Annotated in this window: 25 protein-coding genes and 1 other annotated feature; of the genes, 24 read left to right on the plus strand and 1 reads right to left on the minus strand. The window is 33.7% G+C overall.

What is annotated here, in order from left to right:
* Positions 1 to 24 precede the first annotated feature (24 nt).
* Both pdxS and pdxT read left to right on the plus strand, forming a co-directional pair.
* Positions 25 to 912 (plus strand): pyridoxal 5'-phosphate synthase lyase subunit PdxS, encoded by an 888-nt coding sequence (gene pdxS, locus JQN76_RS06560; RefSeq protein WP_000034728.1) that lies wholly within the window; start codon positions 25 to 27, stop codon positions 910 to 912.
* 3 nt (positions 913 to 915) lie between these two features.
* Entirely contained in the window at positions 916 to 1,476 is a 561-nt protein-coding gene (gene pdxT / locus JQN76_RS06565; protein ID WP_000690439.1) for a pyridoxal 5'-phosphate synthase glutaminase subunit PdxT, read from the plus strand.
* Positions 1,477 to 1,683: 207 nt separating this feature from the next.
* On the opposite strand, the gene JQN76_RS06570 is transcribed toward pdxT, so the two are convergent.
* Positions 1,684 to 2,898, minus strand: coding sequence for a NupC/NupG family nucleoside CNT transporter (locus tag JQN76_RS06570; protein WP_000547792.1), 1,215 nt, complete (start codon positions 2,896 to 2,898; stop codon positions 1,684 to 1,686).
* A gap of 157 nt (positions 2,899 to 3,055) precedes the next feature.
* On the opposite strand from JQN76_RS06570, the gene JQN76_RS06575 reads away from it, so the two are divergent.
* From JQN76_RS06575 to rpoB, 22 genes are all read left to right on the plus strand, one after another.
* Positions 3,056 to 3,517, plus strand: a complete 462-nt coding sequence (locus JQN76_RS06575) for a CtsR family transcriptional regulator (protein ID WP_000551762.1) — start codon at positions 3,056 to 3,058, stop codon at positions 3,515 to 3,517.
* 18 nt (positions 3,518 to 3,535) lie between these two features.
* Positions 3,536 to 4,102, plus strand: coding sequence for a UvrB/UvrC motif-containing protein (locus JQN76_RS06580; RefSeq protein ID WP_000882069.1), 567 nt, complete (start codon positions 3,536 to 3,538; stop codon positions 4,100 to 4,102).
* Positions 4,092 to 5,099, plus strand: a complete 1,008-nt coding sequence (locus JQN76_RS06585) for a protein arginine kinase (RefSeq protein WP_000149503.1) — start codon at positions 4,092 to 4,094, stop codon at positions 5,097 to 5,099. Before JQN76_RS06580 ends, JQN76_RS06585 begins: the two co-directional genes overlap by 11 nt.
* A gap of 13 nt (positions 5,100 to 5,112) precedes the next feature.
* Positions 5,113 to 7,569, plus strand: a complete 2,457-nt coding sequence (locus JQN76_RS06590; protein ID WP_000897132.1) for an ATP-dependent Clp protease ATP-binding subunit — start codon at positions 5,113 to 5,115, stop codon at positions 7,567 to 7,569.
* Between the two features lie 483 nt (positions 7,570 to 8,052).
* On the plus strand, positions 8,053 to 9,417 hold the full coding sequence (radA, locus tag JQN76_RS06595) for a DNA repair protein RadA (RefSeq protein ID WP_001085219.1): 1,365 nt from the start codon (positions 8,053 to 8,055) through the stop codon (positions 9,415 to 9,417).
* Between the two features lie 24 nt (positions 9,418 to 9,441).
* On the plus strand, positions 9,442 to 10,515 hold the full coding sequence (locus tag JQN76_RS06600; RefSeq protein WP_001028376.1) for a PIN/TRAM domain-containing protein: 1,074 nt from the start codon (positions 9,442 to 9,444) through the stop codon (positions 10,513 to 10,515).
* A 556-nt stretch (positions 10,516 to 11,071) separates the two neighbouring features.
* A complete protein-coding gene (gene gltX, locus JQN76_RS06605; RefSeq protein ID WP_001283792.1) occupies positions 11,072 to 12,526 on the plus strand; it encodes a glutamate--tRNA ligase in 1,455 nt (484 codons plus the stop codon).
* Between the two features lie 422 nt (positions 12,527 to 12,948).
* Positions 12,949 to 13,596 carry a serine O-acetyltransferase gene (gene cysE, locus JQN76_RS06610; protein WP_001805237.1) on the plus strand — a complete coding sequence of 216 codons (648 nt, stop codon included), beginning with the start codon at positions 12,949 to 12,951 and terminating at the stop codon, positions 13,594 to 13,596.
* A complete protein-coding gene (gene cysS, locus JQN76_RS06615; RefSeq protein WP_000631974.1) occupies positions 13,580 to 14,980 on the plus strand; it encodes a cysteine--tRNA ligase in 1,401 nt (466 codons plus the stop codon). Before cysE ends, cysS begins: the two co-directional genes overlap by 17 nt.
* Positions 14,973 to 15,377, plus strand: coding sequence for a Mini-ribonuclease 3 (locus JQN76_RS06620; RefSeq protein WP_000370182.1), 405 nt, complete (start codon positions 14,973 to 14,975; stop codon positions 15,375 to 15,377). Before cysS ends, JQN76_RS06620 begins: the two co-directional genes overlap by 8 nt.
* A 7-nt stretch (positions 15,378 to 15,384) precedes the next feature.
* On the plus strand, positions 15,385 to 16,131 hold the full coding sequence (gene rlmB, locus JQN76_RS06625) for a 23S rRNA (guanosine(2251)-2'-O)-methyltransferase RlmB (protein WP_000390332.1): 747 nt from the start codon (positions 15,385 to 15,387) through the stop codon (positions 16,129 to 16,131).
* On the plus strand, positions 16,131 to 16,655 hold the full coding sequence (locus JQN76_RS06630) for an NYN domain-containing protein (RefSeq protein ID WP_000664738.1): 525 nt from the start codon (positions 16,131 to 16,133) through the stop codon (positions 16,653 to 16,655). Before rlmB ends, JQN76_RS06630 begins: the two co-directional genes overlap by 1 nt.
* Positions 16,656 to 16,735: 80 nt before the next feature.
* Positions 16,736 to 17,305: a sigma-70 family RNA polymerase sigma factor gene (locus tag JQN76_RS06635; protein WP_000872874.1), complete on the plus strand. Its 570-nt coding sequence runs from the start codon at positions 16,736 to 16,738 to the stop codon at positions 17,303 to 17,305.
* Between the two features lie 114 nt (positions 17,306 to 17,419).
* Entirely contained in the window at positions 17,420 to 17,563 is a 144-nt protein-coding gene (rpmG, locus tag JQN76_RS06640; RefSeq protein WP_001788193.1) for a 50S ribosomal protein L33, read from the plus strand.
* A 55-nt stretch (positions 17,564 to 17,618) separates the two neighbouring features.
* Complete coding sequence (gene secE / locus JQN76_RS06645) at positions 17,619 to 17,801, plus strand: preprotein translocase subunit SecE (RefSeq protein ID WP_001074473.1); 183 nt, start codon at positions 17,619 to 17,621, stop codon at positions 17,799 to 17,801.
* A gap of 12 nt (positions 17,802 to 17,813) precedes the next feature.
* Positions 17,814 to 18,362: a transcription termination/antitermination protein NusG gene (gene nusG, locus JQN76_RS06650; RefSeq protein WP_001288302.1), complete on the plus strand. Its 549-nt coding sequence runs from the start codon at positions 17,814 to 17,816 to the stop codon at positions 18,360 to 18,362.
* Positions 18,363 to 18,542: 180 nt separating this feature from the next.
* Entirely contained in the window at positions 18,543 to 18,965 is a 423-nt protein-coding gene (rplK, locus tag JQN76_RS06655) for a 50S ribosomal protein L11 (RefSeq protein WP_001085792.1), read from the plus strand.
* 207 nt (positions 18,966 to 19,172) lie between these two features.
* A complete protein-coding gene (gene rplA / locus JQN76_RS06660) occupies positions 19,173 to 19,865 on the plus strand; it encodes a 50S ribosomal protein L1 (protein WP_001074619.1) in 693 nt (230 codons plus the stop codon).
* Between the two features lie 87 nt (positions 19,866 to 19,952).
* Positions 19,953 to 20,099: a sequence feature (ribosomal protein L10 leader region), on the plus strand.
* A gap of 37 nt (positions 20,100 to 20,136) precedes the next feature.
* Positions 20,137 to 20,637, plus strand: coding sequence for a 50S ribosomal protein L10 (gene rplJ, locus JQN76_RS06665; protein ID WP_001273085.1), 501 nt, complete (start codon positions 20,137 to 20,139; stop codon positions 20,635 to 20,637).
* A gap of 42 nt (positions 20,638 to 20,679) precedes the next feature.
* Positions 20,680 to 21,048: a 50S ribosomal protein L7/L12 gene (gene rplL, locus JQN76_RS06670; RefSeq protein ID WP_001273586.1), complete on the plus strand. Its 369-nt coding sequence runs from the start codon at positions 20,680 to 20,682 to the stop codon at positions 21,046 to 21,048.
* A gap of 150 nt (positions 21,049 to 21,198) precedes the next feature.
* The gene (locus JQN76_RS06675; RefSeq protein WP_000020304.1) at positions 21,199 to 21,807 is read left to right on the plus strand and encodes a class I SAM-dependent methyltransferase; all 609 of its coding nucleotides are present in this window, start codon (positions 21,199 to 21,201) and stop codon (positions 21,805 to 21,807) included.
* Positions 21,808 to 22,021: 214 nt separating this feature from the next.
* A complete protein-coding gene (gene rpoB, locus JQN76_RS06680; protein ID WP_000918667.1) occupies positions 22,022 to 25,573 on the plus strand; it encodes a DNA-directed RNA polymerase subunit beta in 3,552 nt (1,183 codons plus the stop codon).
* The last annotated feature ends 97 nt before the right edge of the window (positions 25,574 to 25,670 follow it).

The raw sequence follows: 25,670 nt of genomic DNA on the forward strand, positions 1-25,670 counted from the left end.
ACTTGAAAAGGGGTTTTATGTATAATGAGTAAAATTATTGGATCAGACAGAGTCAAAAGAGGTATGGCTGAAATGCAAAAAGGCGGCGTTATTATGGATGTCGTTAATGCTGAGCAAGCAAGAATTGCAGAAGAAGCTGGCGCGGTAGCAGTTATGGCATTAGAACGAGTACCTTCTGATATTAGAGCTGCTGGTGGCGTTGCACGTATGGCAAACCCTAAAATTGTAGAAGAAGTAATGAATGCTGTTTCTATTCCAGTCATGGCTAAAGCACGTATTGGTCATATCACTGAAGCAAGAGTATTAGAGGCGATGGGTGTTGACTATATTGATGAATCAGAAGTGTTAACACCAGCAGATGAGGAATATCACTTAAGAAAAGATCAATTTACAGTACCATTTGTATGTGGATGTCGTAATTTAGGTGAAGCTGCGCGTAGAATTGGTGAAGGTGCTGCTATGTTACGTACTAAAGGTGAACCAGGTACAGGTAATATTGTTGAAGCTGTAAGACATATGAGACAAGTTAATTCAGAAGTTAGTCGATTGACTGTAATGAATGATGATGAGATTATGACTTTTGCGAAAGATATCGGTGCGCCTTATGAAATTTTAAAACAAATTAAAGACAATGGTCGTTTACCGGTAGTTAACTTTGCAGCTGGTGGCGTTGCGACTCCTCAAGATGCTGCTTTAATGATGGAATTAGGTGCCGACGGTGTGTTCGTTGGATCAGGTATTTTTAAATCAGAAGATCCAGAAAAATTTGCTAAAGCAATTGTTCAAGCAACAACACATTACCAAGACTATGAACTAATTGGAAGATTAGCAAGTGAACTTGGCACTGCTATGAAAGGTTTAGATATCAATCAATTATCATTAGAAGAACGTATGCAAGAGCGTGGTTGGTAAGATATGAAAATAGGTGTATTAGCATTACAAGGTGCAGTACGTGAACATATTAGACATATTGAATTAAGTGGTCATGAAGGTATTGCAGTTAAAAAAGTTGAACAATTAGAAGAAATCGAGGGCTTAATATTACCTGGTGGCGAGTCTACAACGTTACGTCGATTAATGAATTTATATGGATTTAAAGAGGCTTTACAAAATTCAACTTTACCTATGTTTGGTACATGCGCAGGATTAATAGTTCTAGCGCAAGATATAGTTGGTGAAGAAGGATACCTTAACAAGTTGAATATTACTGTACAACGAAACTCATTCGGTAGACAAGTTGACAGCTTTGAAACAGAATTAGATATTAAAGGTATCGCTACAGATATTGAAGGTGTCTTTATAAGAGCCCCACATATTGAAAAAGTAGGTCAAGGCGTAGATATCCTATGTAAGGTTAATGAGAAAATTGTAGCTGTCCAGCAAGGTAAATATTTAGGCGTATCATTCCATCCTGAATTAACAGATGACTATAGAGTAACTGATTACTTTATTAATCATATTGTAAAAAAAGCATAGCTTAATGTATGCTAAATCAACGAATTATTGATATTTATAGATTTGTTGAGAAGACAATATCTCCTTCAAACTTAGCTTTGGAGGAGTTGTTTTTTATGTCAAAATTAAAAATGATAAAAAATAAAGATATACATAAGAAAAAACCCCTTCAAAGAGACTGAGAATAGTCAAAATTTTGAAGGGGTTAATTCGATGTTGATGTATTTGTTAAATAAAGAATCCAGCGATTGCAGCTGAAATGAAAGATACTAGTGTTGCACCGAATAATAGTTTCAAACCAAAGCGGGCAACTGTATCTCCTTTTTTGTCATTAAGAGATTTAATCGCACCTGAAATAATACCAATAGAGCTAAAGTTAGCAAATGATACTAAGAATACAGATGTAACACCTTTTGCGTGTTCAGATAAATCACTAAGTTTACCAAGTGCTTGCATTGCTACAAATTCGTTAGATAATAGTTTTGTCGCCATAACTGAACCGGCTTGAACTGCATCTTGCCATGGCACACCGACTAAGAATGCAAATGGTGCAAAGACAAAACCAATTAATGTTTGGAAATCCCAAGAAATAGCGCCACCTGAAACTGTACTAAAGATATTGCTTACAATTCCATTTAATAGAGCGATAATAGCAATGTATCCGATTAACATTGCGCCTACAATGACAGCTACTTTAAATCCATCTAAAATATATTCTCCTAGCATTTCGAAGAATGATTGTTGTCTTTCTTCAGTTTCTTCAACTAATAATTTGTCATCTTCTTCATTAACTTTATAAGGGTTAATAATTGAAGCGATGATGAAACCACCAAATAAGTTTAAGACAACAGCCGTTACAACATATTTAGGTTCAATTAAGGTAAAGTATGCACCGATAATTGAAGCAGAAACAGTCGACATTGCTGAAGCTGTTAATGTGTATAAACGTTGCTTAGGTATGTATGGTAATTGTTTTTTAATTGAAATAAATACTTCAGATTGTCCCAAAATTGCTGCAGCAACTGCATTGTATGATTCTAAACGTCCCATACCATTAATTTTAGAAATTAAGAATCCTAAAACATTAATGATTAAAGGTAAAATCTTTGTGTATTGAAGGATACCGATAATCGCTGAAATAAATACGATAGGTAATAATACACTGAAGAAGAATGGTGGTTGCTTAGGATCGATATATTGAATACCACCGAATACAAAGTTAACACCATCTGCTGCTTTTAATAATAAGTAGTTAAAACCGTTTGAAATACCACCAATAACCTTGATTCCCATTGTAGTTTTAAGCAAGATAAATGCAAAGATAAGCTGAATTGCAAGTAAAATTCCTACATATTTCCAGCGAATATTTTCCCTGTCTGAGCTAAATAGAAACGCAAGTGCTAAAAAGAAGATAATTCCGATAATCCCAATTAGAATATGCATATATTTCTCATTCCTTTAGTTTTTTCTACAATCTATCATACAATAAAATGGAAGGGCTAACATCATAAATTTTTGAAAATATAAAAACAAATTAATTGAAAAAGGTCAAAATAGGTCATATAATATAGTCAAAGAAGGTCAAAAAGGGGTGATATACATGCACAATATGTCTGACATCATAGAACAATACATCAAACGTTTATTTGAAGAGTCGAATGAAGATGTCGTTGAAATTCAGAGAGCGAATATCGCACAGCGTTTTGATTGTGTACCATCACAATTAAATTATGTAATCAAAACACGATTCACTAATGAACATGGTTATGAAATCGAAAGTAAACGTGGTGGTGGTGGTTACATCCGAATCACTAAAATTGAAAATAAAGATGCAACAGGTTATATTAATCATTTGCTTCAGCTGATTGGACCTTCTATTTCTCAACAACAAGCTTATTATATTATTGATGGGCTTTTAGATAAAATGTTAATAAATGAACGTGAAGCTAAAATGATTCAAGCAGTTATTGATAGAGAAACGCTATCAATGGATATGGTTTCTAGAGATATTATTAGAGCAAATATTTTAAAACGTTTGTTACCAGTTATAAATTATTACTAAATGAAATGAGGTGTTGAAGTGCTTTGTGAAAATTGTCAACTTAATGAAGCGGAATTAAAAGTTAAAGTTACAAGTAAAAATAAAACAGAAGAAAAAATGGTGTGTCAAACTTGTGCTGAGGGGCACCATCCGTGGAATCAAGCTAATGAACAGCCTGAATATCAAGAACATCAAGATAATTTCGAAGAAGCATTTGTTGTTAAGCAAATTTTACAACATTTAGCTACGAAACATGGCATTAATTTTCAAGAAGTAGCGTTTAAAGAAGAAAAACGTTGCCCATCATGTCATATGACTTTGAAAGATATTGCACATGTTGGTAAATTTGGGTGTGCTAATTGTTATGCAACATTTAAAGATGACATCATTGATATCGTCCGCAGAGTTCAAGGTGGACAATTTGAGCACGTTGGAAAGACACCACATTCTTCACATAAAAAGATAGCTTTAAAGCGAAAAATCGAAGAAAAGAATGAATATTTGAAAAAACTTATTGAAATCCAAGATTTTGAGGAAGCAGCCATTGTTAGAGATGAAATTAAAGCACTAAAAGCTGAGAGTGAGGTGCAACATGATGACGCATAATATTCATGATAATATCAGCCAATGGATGAAAAGTAATGAAGAAACACCAATTGTTATGTCTTCTAGAATTCGGTTAGCGCGTAATTTAGAAAATCATGTGCATCCACTAATGTATGCTACTGAAAATGATGGATTTAGAGTTATAAATGAGGTACAAGATGCCTTGCCAAATTTTGAATTAATGCGTCTTGATCAAATGGATCAACAAAGTAAAATGAAAATGGTTGCAAAGCATTTGATTAGTCCTGAACTAATAAAACAACCAGCAGCCGCAGTATTAGTGAATGATGATGAATCTTTAAGTGTCATGATAAATGAAGAGGACCATATTCGTATTCAAGCTATGGGAACTGACACGACATTACAGGCTTTATATAATCAAGCTTCATCAATTGATGATGAATTAGATCGAAGCCTTGATATAAGTTATGATGAACAACTTGGTTATTTAACTACATGTCCTACCAATATAGGTACTGGTATGAGAGCAAGCGTGATGCTACATTTACCAGGTCTATCTATTATGAAAAGAATGACACGGATTGCTCAAACCATTAATCGTTTTGGATATACAATCAGAGGTATTTACGGTGAAGGTTCGCAAGTTTATGGACATACTTATCAAGTATCCAACCAACTTACACTTGGTAAATCTGAGTTAGAAATCATAGAAACATTAACAGAAGTTGTTAATCAAATCATTCATGAAGAAAAACAAATACGACAAAAGTTAGACACTTATAATCAATTAGAAACACAAGACCGTGTTTTTCGCTCGCTAGGTATTTTACAAAACTGTAGAATGATAACTATGGAAGAGGCTTCTTATAGATTAAGCGAAGTTAAACTTGGTATAGATTTAAATTACATTGAATTACAAAACTTTAAATTTAATGAATTGATGGTAGCTATACAGTCACCATTTTTATTAGATGAAGAAGATGACAAATCTGTAAAAGAAAAACGAGCAGATATACTAAGAGAACATATAAAGTAGGAGGTCATTATTTATGTTATTTGGTAGATTAACTGAGCGTGCACAGCGCGTATTAGCACATGCACAAGAAGAAGCAATTCGTTTAAATCATTCAAATATAGGAACAGAACACCTATTATTGGGATTAATGAAAGAACCTGAAGGAATTGCTGCAAAAGTATTAGAAAGTTTTAATATCACTGAAGATAAAGTAATTGAAGAAGTTGAAAAATTAATCGGACATGGTCAAGATCATGTTGGTACATTGCATTATACACCTAGAGCTAAAAAAGTCATTGAATTATCGATGGATGAAGCTAGAAAATTACATCACAATTTTGTTGGAACGGAACATATTTTATTAGGCTTGATTCGTGAAAATGAAGGTGTTGCAGCAAGAGTTTTTGCAAATCTAGATTTAAATATTACTAAAGCACGTGCACAAGTTGTGAAAGCTTTAGGAAACCCTGAAATGAGTAATAAAAATGCACAAGCTAGTAAGTCAAATAATACTCCAACTTTAGATAGTTTAGCTCGTGACTTAACAGTCATTGCCAAAGACGGTACATTAGATCCTGTTATAGGACGTGATAAAGAAATTACACGTGTAATTGAAGTATTAAGTAGACGTACGAAAAACAATCCTGTACTTATTGGAGAGCCAGGTGTTGGTAAAACTGCTATTGCTGAAGGTTTAGCGCAAGCCATAGTGAATAATGAGGTACCAGAGACATTAAAAGATAAGCGTGTTATGTCTTTAGATATGGGAACAGTAGTTGCAGGTACTAAATATCGTGGTGAATTTGAAGAGCGTCTGAAAAAGGTTATGGAAGAAATCCAACAAGCAGGTAATGTCATCCTATTTATTGATGAGTTGCATACTTTAGTTGGTGCTGGTGGTGCTGAAGGTGCTATCGATGCTTCGAATATTTTGAAACCGGCATTAGCACGTGGTGAATTACAATGTATTGGTGCTACTACATTAGATGAATATCGCAAAAATATTGAAAAAGACGCGGCTTTAGAACGTCGTTTCCAACCTGTACAAGTTGATGAACCTTCAGTAGTAGATACAGTTGCTATTTTAAAAGGATTAAGAGATCGTTACGAAGCACACCATCGTATTAATATTTCAGACGAAGCTATTGAAGCAGCTGTTAAATTAAGTAACAGATACGTTTCAGATCGTTTCTTACCAGATAAAGCAATTGATTTAATTGATGAAGCAAGTTCTAAAGTAAGACTTAAGAGTCATACGACACCTAATAATTTAAAAGAAATTGAACAAGAAATTGAAAAAGTTAAAAATGAAAAAGATGCTGCAGTACATGCTCAAGAGTTTGAAAATGCTGCTAACCTGCGTGATAAACAAACAAAACTTGAAAAGCAATATGAAGAAGCTAAAAATGAATGGAAGAATGCACAAAATGGCATGTCAACTTCATTGTCAGAAGAAGATATTGCTGAAGTTATTGCAGGATGGACAGGTATCCCATTAACTAAAATCAATGAAACAGAATCTGAAAAACTTCTTAGTCTAGAAGATACATTACATGAGAGAGTTATTGGGCAAAAAGATGCTGTTAATTCAATCAGTAAAGCGGTTAGACGTGCCCGTGCAGGGTTAAAAGATCCTAAACGACCAATTGGTAGCTTTATCTTCCTTGGACCAACTGGTGTTGGTAAAACTGAATTAGCTAGAGCTTTAGCTGAATCAATGTTTGGCGATGATGATGCGATGATCCGTGTAGACATGAGTGAATTTATGGAAAAACACGCAGTGAGCCGATTAGTTGGTGCTCCTCCAGGATATGTTGGTCATGATGATGGTGGACAATTAACTGAAAAAGTTAGACGTAAACCATATTCTGTAATTTTATTTGATGAAATTGAAAAAGCTCATCCAGATGTATTTAATATTCTATTACAAGTTTTAGATGATGGACATTTGACAGATACAAAAGGACGTACAGTTGATTTCAGAAATACAATTATCATAATGACATCAAACGTTGGGGCACAAGAATTACAAGATCAACGATTTGCTGGATTCGGTGGTTCAAGTGATGGACAAGATTATGAAACAATTCGAAAAACGATGTTAAAAGAATTAAAAAATTCATTCCGTCCAGAATTTTTAAACCGTGTAGATGATATCATTGTATTCCATAAACTAACAAAAGAAGAATTAAAAGAAATTGTAACAATGATGGTTAATAAATTAACAAATCGATTATCTGAACAAAACATAAATATTATTGTTACTGATAAAGCGAAAGACAAAATCGCAGAAGAAGGATATGATCCAGAATATGGTGCAAGACCATTAATTAGAGCGATACAAAAAACTATCGAAGATAATTTAAGTGAATTAATATTAGATGGTAATCAAATTGAAGGTAAGAAAGTTACAGTAGATCATGATGGTAAAGAGTTTAAATATGACATTGCTGAACAAACTTCAGAAACTAAAACACCATCGCAAGCATAATTATAAAACAGTCCAAAACAAATTAAAGTTTTGGGCTGTTTTTTTAGTAGCATTGAACTATAGAAATTCGTGAAAGTATCCATCAACGAAACAATCTATAAAACAATCATCAAAGGATAGTTAAGAATTATATGTAAGAAGTTAATGAGCCTACAGCGATAGCATAAAGGTATGAATTTTTATAAAGGTTTTTTGTTTGAAGATACTAGCAACTTACGTCAAAATAAAATAGGTCTATATAATATTGTGATAAATCTAGAGAAAAGAGTTTACTAAGAAATTATTAAGATTTTATCTTTGAAAGATACCGACTATCAACATGATGTAAGTTTATTTTATAATATTCATAAAAAATAAATCTGGTAAAACAGTTTGCGTTAGTAGTCATGTTAAAATACAAACAAATGTAACTCACATTTAATTTGTCATAATGGGAATGTGCGTTTAAAATAGATTTGTTCAAAGGAAAGTGGAGGTGCAATTTTGGCCAAGAAAAAAGTGATTTTTGAATGTATGGCTTGTGGTTATCAATCTCCTAAATGGATGGGGAAATGTCCTAATTGTGGCGCTTGGAATCAAATGGAGGAAATTGTTGAAAAAGCAGCCAATCCTAAACATGGAGTTAAAACCAAGGAATTAGCAGGTAAAGTACAAAAATTAAATAGTATTAAACATGAAACAACGCCGAGAGTGTTAACAGATTCAGCAGAATTCAACCGTGTATTAGGTGGAGGTATTGTGAGCGGATCGTTAGTACTTATTGGTGGGGATCCAGGTATTGGTAAGTCAACGTTACTTTTACAAATTTGTGCATCGTTATCTCAAAAGAAAAAAGTACTATATATTACTGGAGAAGAATCGCTTAGTCAGACTAAATTACGTGCAGAGCGATTAGATGAAGATTCAAGTGAATTGCAAGTATTAGCTGAAACAGATCTTGAAGTTATTTATCAAACAGTAAAAGAAGAACAACCTGATTTATTAGTAGTGGATTCGATTCAAACAATATATCATCCTGAAATCAGCTCTGCGCCAGGTTCTGTTTCACAAGTTCGTGAAAGTACACAAAGTTTAATGAATATTGCTAAACAAATGAACATTGCAACTTTTATAGTGGGTCATGTAACGAAAGAAGGTCAAATTGCTGGCCCAAGATTGCTAGAACACATGGTTGATACTGTGCTTTATTTTGAAGGCGATGAACACCACGCATATCGAATTTTGCGAGCTGTTAAAAACCGTTTTGGTTCAACGAATGAAATGGGAATCTTCGAAATGAAGCAAAGTGGATTAAAAGGTGTAAATAATCCATCTGAAATGTTTTTAGAAGAACGTTCAACAAATGTTCCAGGTTCAACAATTGTTGCAACCATGGAGGGAACCAGACCACTTTTAATAGAAGTTCAAGCGCTGGTAACTCCAACGACTTTTAACAATCCGAGACGAATGGCAACAGGGATTGATCATAATCGATTAAGTTTGTTGATGGCTGTTTTGGAAAAGAAAGAAAATTATCTATTACAACAACAAGATGCTTATATCAAAGTAGCTGGCGGTGTAAAGTTAACGGAGCCAGCAGTTGATTTAAGTGTAATTGTAGCAACTGCATCTAGCTTTAAAGATAAAGCTGTCGACGGATTAGATTGCTATATTGGAGAAGTTGGTTTAACGGGTGAGGTACGTCGTGTATCTCGGATAGAACAACGCGTGCAAGAGGCTGCAAAACTAGGTTTCAAACGTGTAATTATTCCTAAAAATAATATAGGCGGATGGACATATCCTGAAGGTATACAAGTAATAGGTGTAACTACTGTACATGAAGCATTGTCATTTGCTCTTCATTCATAAAACATCAAGAAAGGAGGACATTGTGTGAATATCGTTAAACTAATGGTTATTATTATTTACTTAATTATTGGGAGCGCATTAGGAATAATTATTATTCCTGAAATTGCAAATGATCTTGGATTACAAAACTCCAGCTTTTTAAAAAATCACTATGTAGATGGCATTATCGGTAGTATTTTTATGTTCTTAATTTTTGGTGTATTTATTAGACGAGTTACTAACGCTATAAAAGGTTTAGAACATTTTATTATGCGTAGAAGTGCTGTTGAAATACTATTCGCAACAATAGGTTTAATAATCGGATTACTTATTTCTGTTATGGTGTCGTTTATATTAGAATCAATTGGTAACTCTATTTTTAATCATTTCATTCCTGTCATAATTACGATATTACTATGTTATTTCGGTTTCCAATTTGGCCTTAAAAAACGAGATGAAATGTTAATGTTTTTACCTGAGAATATAGCGCGTTCCATGTCACAACATACTAAAAGTGCTACGCCAAAAATTATCGACACAAGCGCAATTATTGATGGTCGTATTTTAGAAGTCATTCGTTGCGGTTTTATCGATGGCAATATTTTAATTCCACAAGGTGTTATTAATGAATTACAAATTGTTGCAGATTCAAATGACAGTGTTAAACGTGAAAAGGGTAAAAGAGGCTTAGATATTTTAAATGAATTGTATGATTTAGACTATCCTACAAAGGTTATACATCCAACTAAAACACATAGTGATATTGATACGATGTTATTAAAATTAGCAAAACAATATCATGCAAGTATTATAACGACAGATTTCAACCTAAATAAAGTTTGTCATGTACATGGTATCAAAGCATTAAATGTTAATGATTTATCAGAAGCAATCAAACCTAATGTACATCAAGGTGATCAACTGCATATTTTACTGACAAAAATGGGTAAGGAGCCTGGTCAGGCAGTAGGATATCTAGATGATGGTACGATGGTAGTTGTTGATAATGCTAAAAATCTTATTGGCAGTCATGTCAATTTAGAAGTAGTCAGCTTATTGCAAACATCTTCAGGAAGAATTGTTTTTGCTAAAAAAATCGAAGATACAGTATCATTATAAAAACTGTAGTTGACGAAAACAAAATAGATATTAAAAGGTATATGAAATGGCGAAGTTTGTAATTTGAAGTATAACTATAAATAAATGCAAAACATATTAGTTATCAAAAAATACAAATAGTGCTAATATATCATTGAAACAAGTTCATTAAGTGTTAAATTTTAGATATTAATAAAGTTATTCTTATAGCAATCAAGACATACAAAATTAGAATCAATTTTAACGTATTTGAATAGTTAATTTGAAGTTTAATTTCACAGTACATAATATTCATTTTTAAGTCGTTGAAATGTTTATGTAGTGCAGTCTTGATTCTTAGGGATAGCTTTTTTAAAGTGTTGAAAAAACAACAGCTTTCTATTTAAAATTTAAGCATATTACCCAGGGAATTATGTTATGATTAAACAATGAAATTATTTTAAGGTCATGTTAAAAAGCATTGTTTCGTTTTAACAATAAGACGAGTTAGACATTTGTTATGACGGTCGAAGATAGCAAATGAACAATTTATATGAACTAACTTGAAAATCTGATATTTAATTTAGGAGTGAAAAAAATGAGCGATCGTATAAGAGTAAGATATGCACCAAGTCCAACTGGTTATCTTCATATTGGTAATGCAAGAACAGCATTATTCAATTACTTGTATGCTAAACATTACAACGGAGATTTTGTGATTCGAATTGAAGATACTGATAAAAAACGTAATTTAGAAGATGGAGAAACATCACAATTTGATAATCTTAAATGGTTAGGATTAGATTGGGATGAGTCTGTAGATAAAGACAATGGCTACGGACCATATCGTCAATCTGAACGTCAACATATCTACCAACCATTAATAGATCAGTTACTAGCAGAAGATAAAGCATATAAATGCTATATGACAGAAGAAGAATTAGAAGCTGAACGTGAAGCGCAAATCGCTCGTGGTGAAATGCCTCGCTATGGTGGTCAGCATGCGCATTTGACTGAAGAACAACGTCAACAATTTGAAGCAGAAGGACGCCAACCATCAATTCGTTTCCGAGTACCTCAAAACCAAACGTATTCATTTGATGATATGGTAAAAGGAAATATTTCATTTGATTCAAATGGTATTGGTGACTGGGTTATCGTAAAAAAAGATGGCATTCCAACGTACAATTTTGCAGTAGCTATAGATGATCATTACATGCAAATTTCAGATGTAATTCGTGGTGATGATCATATTTCAAACACGCCTAAACAAATTATGATTTATGAAGCATTTGGCTGGGAGCCACCTCGTTTTGGTCATATGTCATTAATTGTTAATGAAGAACGTAAAAAGTTAAGTAAACGTGATGGGCAAATTTTACAATTTATTGAGCAATATCGTGACTTAGGTTATTTACCTGAAGCGTTATTTAATTTTATTGCGTTATTAGGTTGGTCTCCTGAAGGTGAAGAAGAAATCTTTTCTAAAGAAGAATTTATCAAAATCTTTGATGAAAAGCGTTTGTCAAAATCACCAGCATTTTTCGATAAGCAAAAATTAGCATGGGTTAATAACCAATATATGAAACAAAAAGATACTGAAACAGTATTCCAATTAGCATTACCTCATTTAATTAAAGCAAATTTGATTCCTGAGGTGCCGTCAGAAGAGGATTTATCTTGGGGACGCAAATTAATTGCGCTTTATCAAAAAGAAATGAGTTATGCCGGTGAAATTGTACCTTTATCAGAAATGTTCTTTAAAGAAATGCCAGCTCTTGGTGAAGAAGAACAACAAGTGATTAATGGAGAGCAAGTACCAGAGTTAATGACGCACTTATTCAGTAAATTAGAAGCACTTGAACCATTTGAAGCGGCTGAAATTAAAAAGACAATTAAAGAAGTTCAAAAAGAAACAGGAATAAAAGGCAAGCAATTATTTATGCCTATTCGTGTTGCTGTAACAGGCCAAATGCATGGTCCTGAATTACCAAATACAATTGAAGTACTTGGTAAAGAAAAAGTGCTAAACCGTTTAAAACAATATAAGTAATGAAATAGACAAGATCAAGGTAGTATATACTTGAATTTTATAACGTAACCACATATGATAAAGTTGTATTAACAAATTACAACAATATGAATAAAGTATTTTATATAAAACGAAGGATTAGTAATTAAATTTATACGATGCAGAGAGTGTACGGTTGCTGTGAGTACAACGTAGAAATTAATGAATGCACCTTCGTAAAATGAATTAAATATATAATGAGAGTGATGAGCATTAAGTTGACTTAGTTTCCTTGATAATTTGGAAGCGCCCGCAATATTATTAATGTTATTCGCTAAATTCAGAGTGGAACCGTGCGGAAGCGCCTCTAACAATACAATTTGTATGTTAGTGGTGCTTTTTTGATATTTAATTTCGCAGGTACTTCAATTATGTATTTACGTAGTTCAATCATTGAGGAGGAAATGATCTTGTTAAAAAGAATGAGAGACGATATAAAAATGGTATTTGAGCAGGATCCAGCGGCACGTTCAACATTAGAAGTCATTACAACGTATGCAGGTTTACATGCAGTTTGGAGTCATTTGATTGCACATAAGTTATACAACCAAAAAAAATATGTTGCAGCACGCGCGATATCTCAAATTTCAAGATTTTTCACAGGTATAGAAATCCATCCAGGTGCTAAAATTGGAAAGCGTCTATTTATAGATCATGGTATGGGCGTTGTAATAGGAGAAACATGTACAATTGGTGATAATGTGACAATCTATCAAGGCGTGACACTTGGTGGGACAGGGAAAGAAAGAGGGAAAAGACACCCAGATATAGGAGACAATGTTTTAATAGCAGCGGGTGCGAAAGTTTTAGGAAATATTAAAATAAATTCAAATGTAAATATTGGTGCAAATTCAGTTGTTTTACAATCAGTTCCAAGCTATTCAACGGTTGTTGGTATACCAGGACATATTGTTAAGCAAGATGGTGTTCGAGTTGGAAAAACATTTGATCATCGCCATCTACCTGATCCAATTTATGAACAAATTAAGCATTTAGAACGACAACTTGAAAAGACTAGGAATGGAGAGATTCAAGATGATTACATTATATAATACGCTTACACGTCAAAAAGAAGTGTTCAAGCCTATAGAACCAGGAAAAGTAAAAATGTATGTATGTGGTCCTACTGTATATAACTACATTCATATTGGTAACGCAAGACCAGCAATTAATTATGACGTAGTGAGACGTTACTTTGAATACCAAGGATATAATGTAGAATATGTATCAAATTTTACAGACGTAGATGATAAATTAATTAAACGTTCTCAAGAATTAAATCAGTCTGTTCCCGAAATTGCAGAAAAATATATCGCAGCTTTTCATGAAGATGTTGGTGCGTTAAATGTTAGAAAAGCGACTTCAAATCCAAGGGTAATGGACCATATGGATGACATTATTCAATTTATTAAAGAGTTGGTGGATCAAGGTTATGCATATGAAAGTGGTGGCGATGTTTACTTTAGAACACGTAAATTTGAAGGTTATGGTAAATTAAGTCATCAATCCATAGATGACTTAAAAGTGGGTGCTCGTATAGATGCAGGAGAGCATAAAGAAGATGCACTTGATTTTACATTGTGGAAAAAAGCGAAGCCTGGCGAGATTAGTTGGGATAGCCCATTTGGTGAAGGTAGACCAGGATGGCATATAGAATGTTCTGTAATGGCATTTCATGAGCTAGGACCTACAATTGATATACATGCGGGTGGTTCAGATTTACAATTTCCACATCATGAAAATGAAATAGCACAATCAGAAGCACATAATCATGCGCCATTTGCTAATTATTGGATGCATAATGGTTTCATTAATATTGATAATGAAAAAATGAGTAAATCACTAGGCAACTTTATTTTAGTTCACGATATTATTAAAGAAGTTGATCCAGATGTACTAAGATTCTTTATGATTAGCGTACATTATAGAAGCCCAATTAACTATAATCTAGAATTGGTAGAATCAGCACGTAGTGGACTAGAGCGTATTCGCAATAGTTATCAATTAATTGAAGAGCGCGCACAAATTGCTACTAATATTGAAAATCAACAGACATATATTGATCAAATTGATGCGATTTTAAATCGTTTTGAAACAGTTATGAATGATGATTTTAATACAGCTAATGCAATTACAGCTTGGTATGATTTAGCAAAACTTGCGAATAAATATGTACTAGAGAACACAACATCAACAGAAGTAATTGATAAATTTAAAGCAGTTTATCAAATTTTCAGCGATGTTTTAGGTGTACCGTTAAAATCTAAAAATGCAGATGAATTATTGGATGAAGATGTTGAAAAATTAATCGAAGAGCGTAATGAAGCAAGGAAAAACAAAGATTTTGCACGAGCAGATGAAATTCGAGACATGCTGAAATCACAAAACATTATATTAGAAGACACACCTCAAGGGGTTAGATTTAAACGTGGATAATCAACAAGATAATCACATTAAATTATTGAATCCATTGACCTTAGCATATATGGGAGACGCAGTCTTAGATCAATATGTACGTACCTATATCGTTTTAAAGCTTAAAAGTAAGCCTAATAAACTACATCAAATGTCTAAAAAATATGTATCTGCCAAAAGTCAGGCGCAAACGTTAGAATATTTAATGGAGCAAGAATGGTTTACAGACGAAGAAATGGATATTTTGAAGCGAGGGCGTAACGCGAAAAGTCATACTAAAGCTAAAAACACTGATGTTCAAACATATCGTAAAAGTTCAGCGATAGAAGCAGTGATAGGTTTTCTTTATTTAGAAAAAAGAGAAGAACGATTAGAGGCATTATTAAATAAAATAATAACAATAGTAAACGAAAGGTAGTGACGATGTGGAAGATACGGTTATTGTTGGTAGGCATGCTGTTAGAGAAGCGATTATTACTGGGCATCCGATAAATAAGATATTGATTCAAGAAGGTATTAAAAAGCAACAAATTAATGAAATTTTAAAAAATGCAAAAGATCAAAAAATTATTGTTCAAACTGTACCAAAATCTAAATTAGATTTTTTAGCAAATGCACCACATCAGGGTGTTGCAGCGCTTATTGCACCATATGAATATGCTGACTTCGATCAATTTTTAAAACAGCAAAAAGAAAAAGAAGGTTTATCGACAGTACTTATATTAGACGGCTTAGAAGACCCGCATAACTTGGGATCAATTTTAAGAACAGCCGATGCAACGGGAGTTGATGGTGTTATTATTCCTAAACGTCGTTCAGTTACACTAACGCAAACAGTTGCAAAAGCCTCAACAGGTGCAATTGAACATGTACCAGTTATTCGAGTGACAAATTTAGCTAAAACTATCGATGAACTAAAAGATAATGGCTTTTGGGTAGCTGGCACTGAAGCTAATAATGCAACAGATTATAGAAATCTAGAAGCGGACATGTCATTGGCTATTGTAATTGGTAGCGAAGGACAGGGTATGAGTCGCCTAGTAAGTGATAAATGCGATTTTTATATTAAGATTCCAATGGTTGGACATGTAAACAGTTTGAATGCTTCGGTTGCAGCAAGTTTAATGATGTACGAAGTATTTCGAAAAAGACATGATGTTGGAGAAATATAATGAAAGAACGTTACTTAATCATTGATGGATACAATATGATAGGACAATCACCAACGCTAAGCGCCATTGCAAAAGAGAATTTAGAAGAAGCTAGAATGCAATTAATAGATGCAATTGCAAATTATAATGCAGTTATTTCAGATGAAATTATTTGTGTTTTCGATGCTTATGACCAATCGGGTGTTGAAAGAGAATACATGTATCATGGCGTTAAAACGATTTTTACCAAGGAAAAAGAAACAGCTGATAGTTTCATAGAACGTTATGTTTATGAACTTTATGACAAGCATACTAAGCATATTACAGTTGTAACAAGTGATATGAGTGAGCAACATGCTATCTTTGGATCAGGTGCATATAGAATATCATCTCGCGAAATGTGGAGAGATTTAAAAGAAAATGAAATTGATGTGAGTAAATCATTAGATGATATAAGTGAAAACAAGCCAAGAACTCGAATTCCGTTATCTTCTGAAATCCTTGCAGAATTTGAAAAAATACGAAGAGGACATCATAAGAAATGACATTTCCGTCATCTTGAAATTTTGAATGTAACAATATTAAACTAACCTTAAATTTTAGATAGAAGGGGTTAGTTTAATACTTGAAATACGATTTGACAACTCAAGACAGTACAATCAAACGTAACAATGCAATAAATGATAAAGACTTCGAAAAGTTAGTAATGGATCTACAACCATTAATTATTCGACGCATCAAAACATTTGGATTTAATCATTATGATTTAGAAGACTTATATCAAGAAATACTTATACGGATGTATAGGTCGGTCCAAACATTTGATTTTAGTGGAGAGCAGCCTTTCACAAATTATGTTCAATGTTTAATTACGTCTGTAAAGTATGATTATTTGAGAAAATATTTAGCTACAAATAAAAGAATGGATAATTTGATTAATGAATATAGAGTTACGTATCCATGTGCAATAAAGCGTTATGATGTTGAAAACAATTATTTGAATAAATTAGCAATTAAAGAGTTGATTTGTCAGTTTAAGTATTTGAGTGCATTTGAAAAAGATGTCATGTATTTAATGTGTAAACAATATAAGCCGAGAGAAATTGCTCAATTGATGCATGTAAAAGAGAAAGTGATTTATAATGCCATACAACGATGTAAAAATAAAATAAAACGTTATTTCAAAATGATTTGAAAAGCGCCTTAGGACGTGAATTGAATTATAACGTGTTACTTACTGATGGTTTGACATTTGTTATAAAATTTATGTATAGTATACTGGTATTATAATGAATAAAGGTGAATTATTGTGAGAAAAATACCTTTAAATTGTGAAGCTTGTGGCAATAGAAATTATAATGTTCCTAAGCAAGAAGGCTCGGCAACAAGATTAACCTTAAAGAAATATTGTCCAAAATGTAACGCGCACACAATTCATAAAGAATCGAAATAAATACATTCGAAATAATACTTTGATAATATGTTCAAAGGATTTGGAGGTTGAGCAGATGGCTAAAAAAGAAAGTTTCTTTAAAGGCGTTAAGTCTGAAATGGAAAAAACAAGTTGGCCGACGAAAGAAGAGCTATTTAAATATACTGTAATTGTAGTTTCTACTGTTATATTCTTCTTAGTCTTTTTCTATGCCTTAGATTTAGGAATTACAGCATTGAAAAATTTATTATTTGGTTAGAGGAGTGAAGACATGTCTGAAGAAGTTGGCGCAAAGCGTTGGTATGCAGTGCATACATATTCTGGATATGAAAATAAAGTTAAAAAGAATTTAGAAAAAAGAGTAGAATCTATGAATATGACTGAACAAATCTTTAGAGTAGTCATACCGGAAGAAGAAGAAACTCAAGTAAAAGATGGCAAAGCTAAAACGACTGTTAAAAAAACATTCCCTGGATATGTTTTAGTGGAATTAATCATGACAGATGAATCATGGTATGTGGTAAGAAATACACCAGGTGTTACTGGTTTTGTAGGTTCTGCAGGTGCAGGGTCTAAGCCAAATCCATTGTTACCAGAAGAAGTTCGCTTCATCTTAAAACAAATGGGTCTTAAAGAAAAGACTATCGATGTTGAACTCGAAGTTGGCGAGCAAGTTCGTATTAAATCAGGTCCATTTGCGAATCAAGTTGGTGAAGTTCAAGAAATTGAAACAGATAAGTTTAAGCTAACAGTATTAGTAGATATGTTTGGCCGAGAAACACCAGTAGAAGTTGAATTCGATCAAATAGAAAAGCTTTAATTAACAATTAAAGTTATTAAACTAACCAAAAGATAAAAAAGAGTATTGATTTTTTAATTAGAAAAGTGTTAAAATTATGTGGTCGCGCTTTTAGAGCGCCCATTTCGTCACGAAATGTTAAGAGTGGGAGGGCAAAACTGAGCCCTGTGACCACATCACGATATCAAGGAGGTGCACATCGTGGCTAAAAAAGTAGATAAAGTTGTTAAATTACAAATTCCTGCAGGTAAAGCGAATCCAGCACCACCAGTTGGTCCAGCATTAGGTCAAGCAGGTGTGAACATCATGGGATTCTGTAAAGAGTTCAATGCACGTACTCAAGATCAAGCAGGTTTAATTATTCCGGTAGAAATCAGTGTTTATGAAGATCGTTCATTTACATTTATTACAAAAACTCCACCGGCTCCAGTATTACTTAAAAAAGCAGCTGGTATTGAAAAAGGTTCAGGCGAACCAAACAAAACTAAAGTTGCTACAGTAACTAAAGATCAAGTACGCGAAATTGCTAACAGCAAAATGCAAGACTTAAACGCTGCTGACGAAGAAGCAGCTATGCGTATTATCGAAGGTACTGCACGTAGTATGGGTATCGTTGTAGAATAATTTTACGAATATTAAATTTGATTACATGATTTAAACGATGAAGCAGATAACAGAGATAATAATGATGAATTATAAATATAATCTGAATGACTAGATTAATGATTGATTTATTCATAAGATTAATTCTTCTGTTGTCTGCTCTTAACTTGCATATAGCAAGTAATGTGGGAGGAAATTCCGCTAAAACCACTAAAGGAGGAACTATAAATGGCTAAAAAAGGTAAAAAGTATCAAGAAGCAGCTAGTAAAGTTGACCGTACTCAGCACTACAGTGTTGAAGAAGCAATTAAATTAGCTAAAGAAACAAGCATTGCTAACTTTGACGCTTCTGTTGAAGTTGCATTCCGTTTAGGAATTGATACACGTAAAAATGACCAACAAATCCGTGGTGCAGTTGTATTACCAAACGGAACTGGTAAATCACAAAGTGTATTAGTATTCGCTAAAGGTGACAAAATTGCTGAAGCTGAAGCAGCAGGTGCTGACTATGTAGGTGAAGCAGAATACGTTCAAAAAATCCAACAAGGTTGGTTCGACTTCGATGTAGTAGTTGCTACACCAGACATGATGGGTGAAGTTGGTAAATTAGGTCGTGTATTAGGACCAAAAGGTTTAATGCCAAACCCTAAAACTGGAACTGTAACAATGGATGTTAAAAAAGCTGTTGAAGAAATCAAAGCTGGTAAAGTAGAATACCGTGCTGAAAAAGCTGGTATCGTACATGCATCAATTGGTAAAGTTTCATTTACTGATGAACAATTAATTGAAAACTTCAATACTTTACAAGATGTATTAGCTAAAGCTAAACCATCATCTGCTAAAGGTACATACTTCAAATCTGTTGCTGTAACTACAACAATGGGTCCTGGAGTTAAAATTGATACTGCAAGTTTCAAATAATAAATGATATAAATAATTACAGGCTGAAAGAAATATCTTTCAGTCTGTAAAAATATATTGACAATAAGTAATTTCCAAGTTATATTACTTATTGTGATTATTTTACCTAAGACAGTAGGAGTTATTTATAACTTAAAATTTATCCTGCCGAGGCTAAAATTGACTTGAACGTGATGATCTATGATCTTTCAAGCACTTTTTGCCGTGGGTAGAAAGTGCTTTTTTTATTAATTTTAAAAAAAGCACCAAAAATTTAAATGGAGGTGTCTGAATGTCTGCTATCATTGAAGCTAAAAAACAACTAGTTGATGAAATTGCTGAGGTACTATCAAATTCAGTTTCAACAGTAATCGTTGACTACCGTGGATTAACAGTAGCTGAAGTTACTGACTTACGTTCACAATTACGTGAAGCTGGTGTTGAGTATAAAGTATACAAAAACACTATGGTACGTCGTGCAGCTGAAAAAGCTGGTATCGAAGGCTTAGATGAATTCTTAACAGGTCCTACTGCTATTGCAACTTCAAGTGAAGATGCTGTAGCTGCAGCGAAAGTAATTTCTGGATTTGCTAAAGATCATGAAGCATTAGAAATTAAATCAGGCGTTATGGAAGGCAATGTTATTACAGCAGAAGAAGTTAAAACTGTTGGTTCATTACCTTCACACGATGGTCTTGTATCTATGCTTTTATCAGTATTACAAGCTCCTGTACGCAACTTCGCTTATGCGGTTAAAGCTATTGGAGAACAAAAAGAAGAAAACGCTGAATAATTTTTAGCGTAAAAAAATTAAAAATAATGGAGGAATTATAAAATGGCTAATCATGAACAAATCATTGAAGCGATTAAAGAAATGTCAGTATTAGAATTAAACGACTTAGTAAAAGCAATTGAAGAAGAATTTGGTGTAACTGCAGCTGCTCCAGTAGCAGTAGCAGGTGCAGCTGGTGGCGCTGACGCTGCAGCAGAAAAAACTGAATTTGACGTTGAGTTAACTTCAGCTGGTTCATCTAAAATCAAAGTTGTTAAAGCTGTTAAAGAAGCAACTGGTTTAGGATTAAAAGATGCTAAAGAATTAGTAGACGGAGCTCCTAAAGTAATCAAAGAAGCTTTACCTAAAGAAGAAGCTGAAAAACTTAAAGAACAATTAGAAGAAGTTGGAGCTACTGTAGAATTAAAATAATTCAAGTATCTTAAACTTAATAATCATTATATTATAGCAAGTATTGCTATAATATAATGATTCTTTGATAACGGGGTTTTATTCATTTAAAGACTGAGTGAAATGTTATAATTATAATGACGAGTTACAAAGTGAAGATGAGGTGGAATAATGAGTCATTATTACGATGAAGATCCAAGTGTAATTAGCAATGAACAACGTATTCAATATCAATTAAACCATCATAAAATTGATTTAATAACTGATAATGGAGTGTTTTCGAAAGATAAAGTAGATTATGGTTCAGATGTTCTTGTTCAAACTTTTTTAAAAGCGCATCCACCTGGTCCAAGTAAGCGAATTGCCGATGTTGGTTGTGGTTACGGACCAATTGGTTTGATGATTGCTAAAGTATCACCACATCATTCAATTACAATGCTAGATGTTAATCACAGAGCACTAGCCTTAGTTGAAAAAAACAAAAAATTAAATGGTATTGATAATGTGATCGTAAAGGAAAGTGATGCTTTGTCTGCTGTGGAAGACAAAAGTTTTGATTTTATTTTAACCAATCCACCAATAAGAGCAGGGAAAGAAACCGTGCATCGTATATTCGAGCAAGCATTACATAGATTAGACTCGAACGGTGAACTATTCGTTGTAATTCAGAAGAAGCAAGGTATGCCATCTGCAAAGAAAAGAATGAATGAACTTTTTGGAAATGTAGAAGTGGTAAATAAAGATAAAGGATATTACATTCTGAGAAGTATAAAAGCTTGAAATGAAATGGATATTCTGTTATAGTTATATAATTTAAAAATTTATGTTCAATAAGTGTGTACTTTTACGTTAAATAGATAAGTTAATTAAGAATAAATATAGAATCGAAAATGGTGTCATCATTAGTGTTGCCGTTTTCTTTTTGTCTTTTTATTAATATGCTTATGATATTTAGCTAAAAGCGGATCACATAATTTTTGAGGGGTGAATCTGTTTGGCAGGTCAAGTTGTCCAATATGGAAGACATCGTAAACGTAGAAACTACGCGAGAATTTCAGAAGTATTAGAATTACCAAACTTAATAGAAATTCAAACTAAATCTTACGAGTGGTTCCTAAGAGAAGGTTTAATCGAAATGTTTAGAGACATTTCTCCAATTGAAGATTTTACTGGTAATTTGTCATTAGAGTTTGTGGATTACCGTTTAGGAGAACCAAAATATGATTTAGAAGAATCTAAAAACCGTGACGCTACTTATGCTGCACCTCTTCGTGTAAAAGTGCGTCTAATCATTAAAGAAACAGGAGAAGTTAAAGAACAAGAAGTCTTTATGGGTGATTTCCCATTAATGACTGATACAGGTACGTTCGTTATCAATGGTGCAGAACGTGTAATCGTATCTCAATTAGTTCGTTCACCATCCGTTTATTTCAATGAAAAAATCGACAAAAATGGTCGTGAAAACTATGATGCAACAATTATTCCAAACCGTGGTGCATGGTTAGAATATGAAACAGATGCTAAAGATGTTGTATACGTACGTATTGATAGAACACGTAAACTACCATTAACAGTATTGTTACGTGCATTAGGTTTCTCAAGCGACCAAGAAATTGTTGACCTTTTAGGTGACAATGAATATTTACGTAATACTTTAGAGAAAGACGGCACTGAAAACACTGAACAAGCGTTATTAGAAATCTATGAACGTTTACGTCCAGGTGAACCACCAACTGTTGAAAATGCTAAAAGTCTATTGTATTCACGTTTCTTTGATCCAAAACGCTATGACTTAGCAAGCGTGGGTCGTTATAAAACAAACAAAAAATTACATTTAAAACATCGTTTATTTAATCAAAAATTAGCTGAGCCAATTGTAAATACTGAAACTGGTGAAATTGTAGTTGAAGAAGGTACAGTGCTTGATCGTCGTAAAATCGACGAAATCATGGATGTACTTGAATCAAATGCAAACAGCGAAGTGTTTGAATTGCATGGTAGCGTTATAGACGAGCCAGTAGAAATTCAATCAATTAAAGTATATGTTCCTAACGATGATGAAGGTCGTACGACAACTGTAATTGGTAATGCTTTCCCTGACTCAGAAGTTAAATGCATTACACCAGCAGATATCATTGCTTCAATGAGTTACTTCTTTAACTTATTAAGCGGTATTGGATATACAGATGATATTGACCATTTAGGTAACCGTCGTTTACGTTCTGTAGGTGAATTACTACAAAACCAATTCCGTATCGGTTTATCAAGAATGGAAAGAGTTGTACGTGAAAGAATGTCAATTCAAGATACTGAGTCTATCACACCTCAACAATTAATTAATATTCGACCTGTTATTGCATCTATTAAAGAATTCTTTGGTAGCTCTCAATTATCACAATTCATGGACCAAGCAAATCCATTAGCTGAGTTAACGCATAAACGTCGTCTATCAGCATTAGGACCTGGTGGTTTAACACGTGAACGTGCTCAAATGGAAGTACGTGACGTTCACTACTCTCACTATGGCCGTATGTGTCCAATTGAAACACCTGAGGGACCAAACATTGGATTGATTAACTCATTATCAAGTTATGCACGTGTAAATGAATTCGGCTTTATTGAAACACCATATCGTAAAGTTGATTTAGATACACATGCTATCACTGATCAAATTGACTATTTAACAGCTGACGAAGAAGATAGCTATGTTGTAGCACAAGCAAACTCTAAATTAGATGAAAATGGTCGTTTCATGGATGATGAAGTTGTATGTCGTTTCCGTGGTAACAACACAGTTATGGCTAAAGAAAAAATGGATTATATGGATGTATCGCCGAAGCAAGTTGTTTCAGCAGCGACAGCATGTATTCCATTCTTAGAAAATGATGACTCAAACCGTGCATTGATGGGTGCGAACATGCAACGTCAAGCAGTGCCTTTGATGAATCCAGAAGCACCATTTGTTGGAACAGGTATGGAACACGTTGCAGCACGTGATTCTGGTGCAGCTATTACAGCTAAGCACAGAGGTCGTGTTGAACATGTTGAATCTAATGAAATTCTTGTACGTCGTCTAGTTGAAGAGAACGGCGTTGAGCATGAAGGTGAATTAGATCGCTATCCATTAGCTAAATTTAAACGTTCAAACTCAGGTACATGTTACAACCAACGTCCAATCGTTGCAGTTGGAGATGTTGTTGAGTATAACGAGATTTTAGCAGATGGACCATCTATGGAATTAGGAGAAATGGCATTAGGTAGAAACGTAGTAGTTGGTTTCATGACTTGGGACGGTTACAACTATGAGGATGCCGTTATCATGAGTGAAAGACTTGTGAAAGATGACGTGTATACTTCTATTCATATTGAAGAGTATGAATCAGAAGCACGTGATACTAAGTTAGGACCTGAAGAAATCACAAGAGATATTCCTAATGTTTCTGAAAGTGCACTTAAGAACTTAGACGATCGTGGTATCGTTTATATTGGTGCAGAAGTAAAAGATGGAGATATTTTAGTTGGTAAAGTAACGCCTAAAGGTGTAACTGAGTTAACTGCCGAAGAAAGATTGTTACATGCAATCTTTGGTGAAAAAGCACGTGAAGTTAGAGATACTTCATTACGTGTACCTCACGGCGCTGGCGGTATCGTTCTTGATGTAAAAGTATTCAATCGTGAAGAAGGCGACGATACATTATCACCTGGTGTAAACCAATTAGTACGTGTATACATCGTTCAAAAACGTAAAATTCATGTTGGTGATAAGATGTGTGGTCGACATGGTAACAAAGGTGTCATTTCTAAGATTGTTCCTGAAGAAGATATGCCTTACTTACCAGACGGACGTCCGATCGATATCATGTTAAACCCTCTTGGTGTACCATCTCGTATGAACATCGGACAAGTATTAGAGCTACACTTAGGTATGGCTGCTAAAAATCTTGGTATTCACGTTGCATCACCTGTATTTGACGGTGCAAACGATGACGATGTATGGTCAACAATTGAAGAAGCTGGTATGGCTCGTGATGGTAAAACTGTACTTTATGATGGACGTACAGGTGAACCATTCGATAACCGTATTTCAGTAGGTGTAATGTACATGTTGAAACTTGCGCACATGGTTGATGATAAATTACATGCGCGTTCAACAGGACCATATTCACTTGTTACACAACAACCACTTGGCGGTAAAGCGCAATTCGGTGGACAACGTTTCGGTGAGATGGAGGTATGGGCACTTGAAGCATATGGTGCTGCATACACATTACAAGAAATCTTAACTTACAAATCCGATGATACAGTAGGACGTGTGAAAACATACGAGGCTATTGTTAAAGGTGAAAACATCTCTAGACCAAGTGTTCCAGAATCATTCCGAGTATTGATGAAAGAATTACAAAGTTTAGGTTTAGATGTAAAAGTTATGGATGAGCAAGATAATGAAATCGAAATGACAGACGTTGATGACGATGATGTTGTAGAACGCAAAGTAGATTTACAACAAAATGATGCTCCTGAAACACAAAAAGAAGTTACTGATTAATACGCAATTTACAAAACAGGCAAAAAGATACTAAGCTGAATTTTATTGATGATTCAGTTTAGTACTTTAAGCCATTTTAAATAAATGCAAATCAATC

The organism is Staphylococcus sp. SM3655, from assembly GCF_016917315.1.
GTDB lineage: Bacteria > Bacillota > Bacilli > Staphylococcales > Staphylococcaceae > Staphylococcus > Staphylococcus aureus.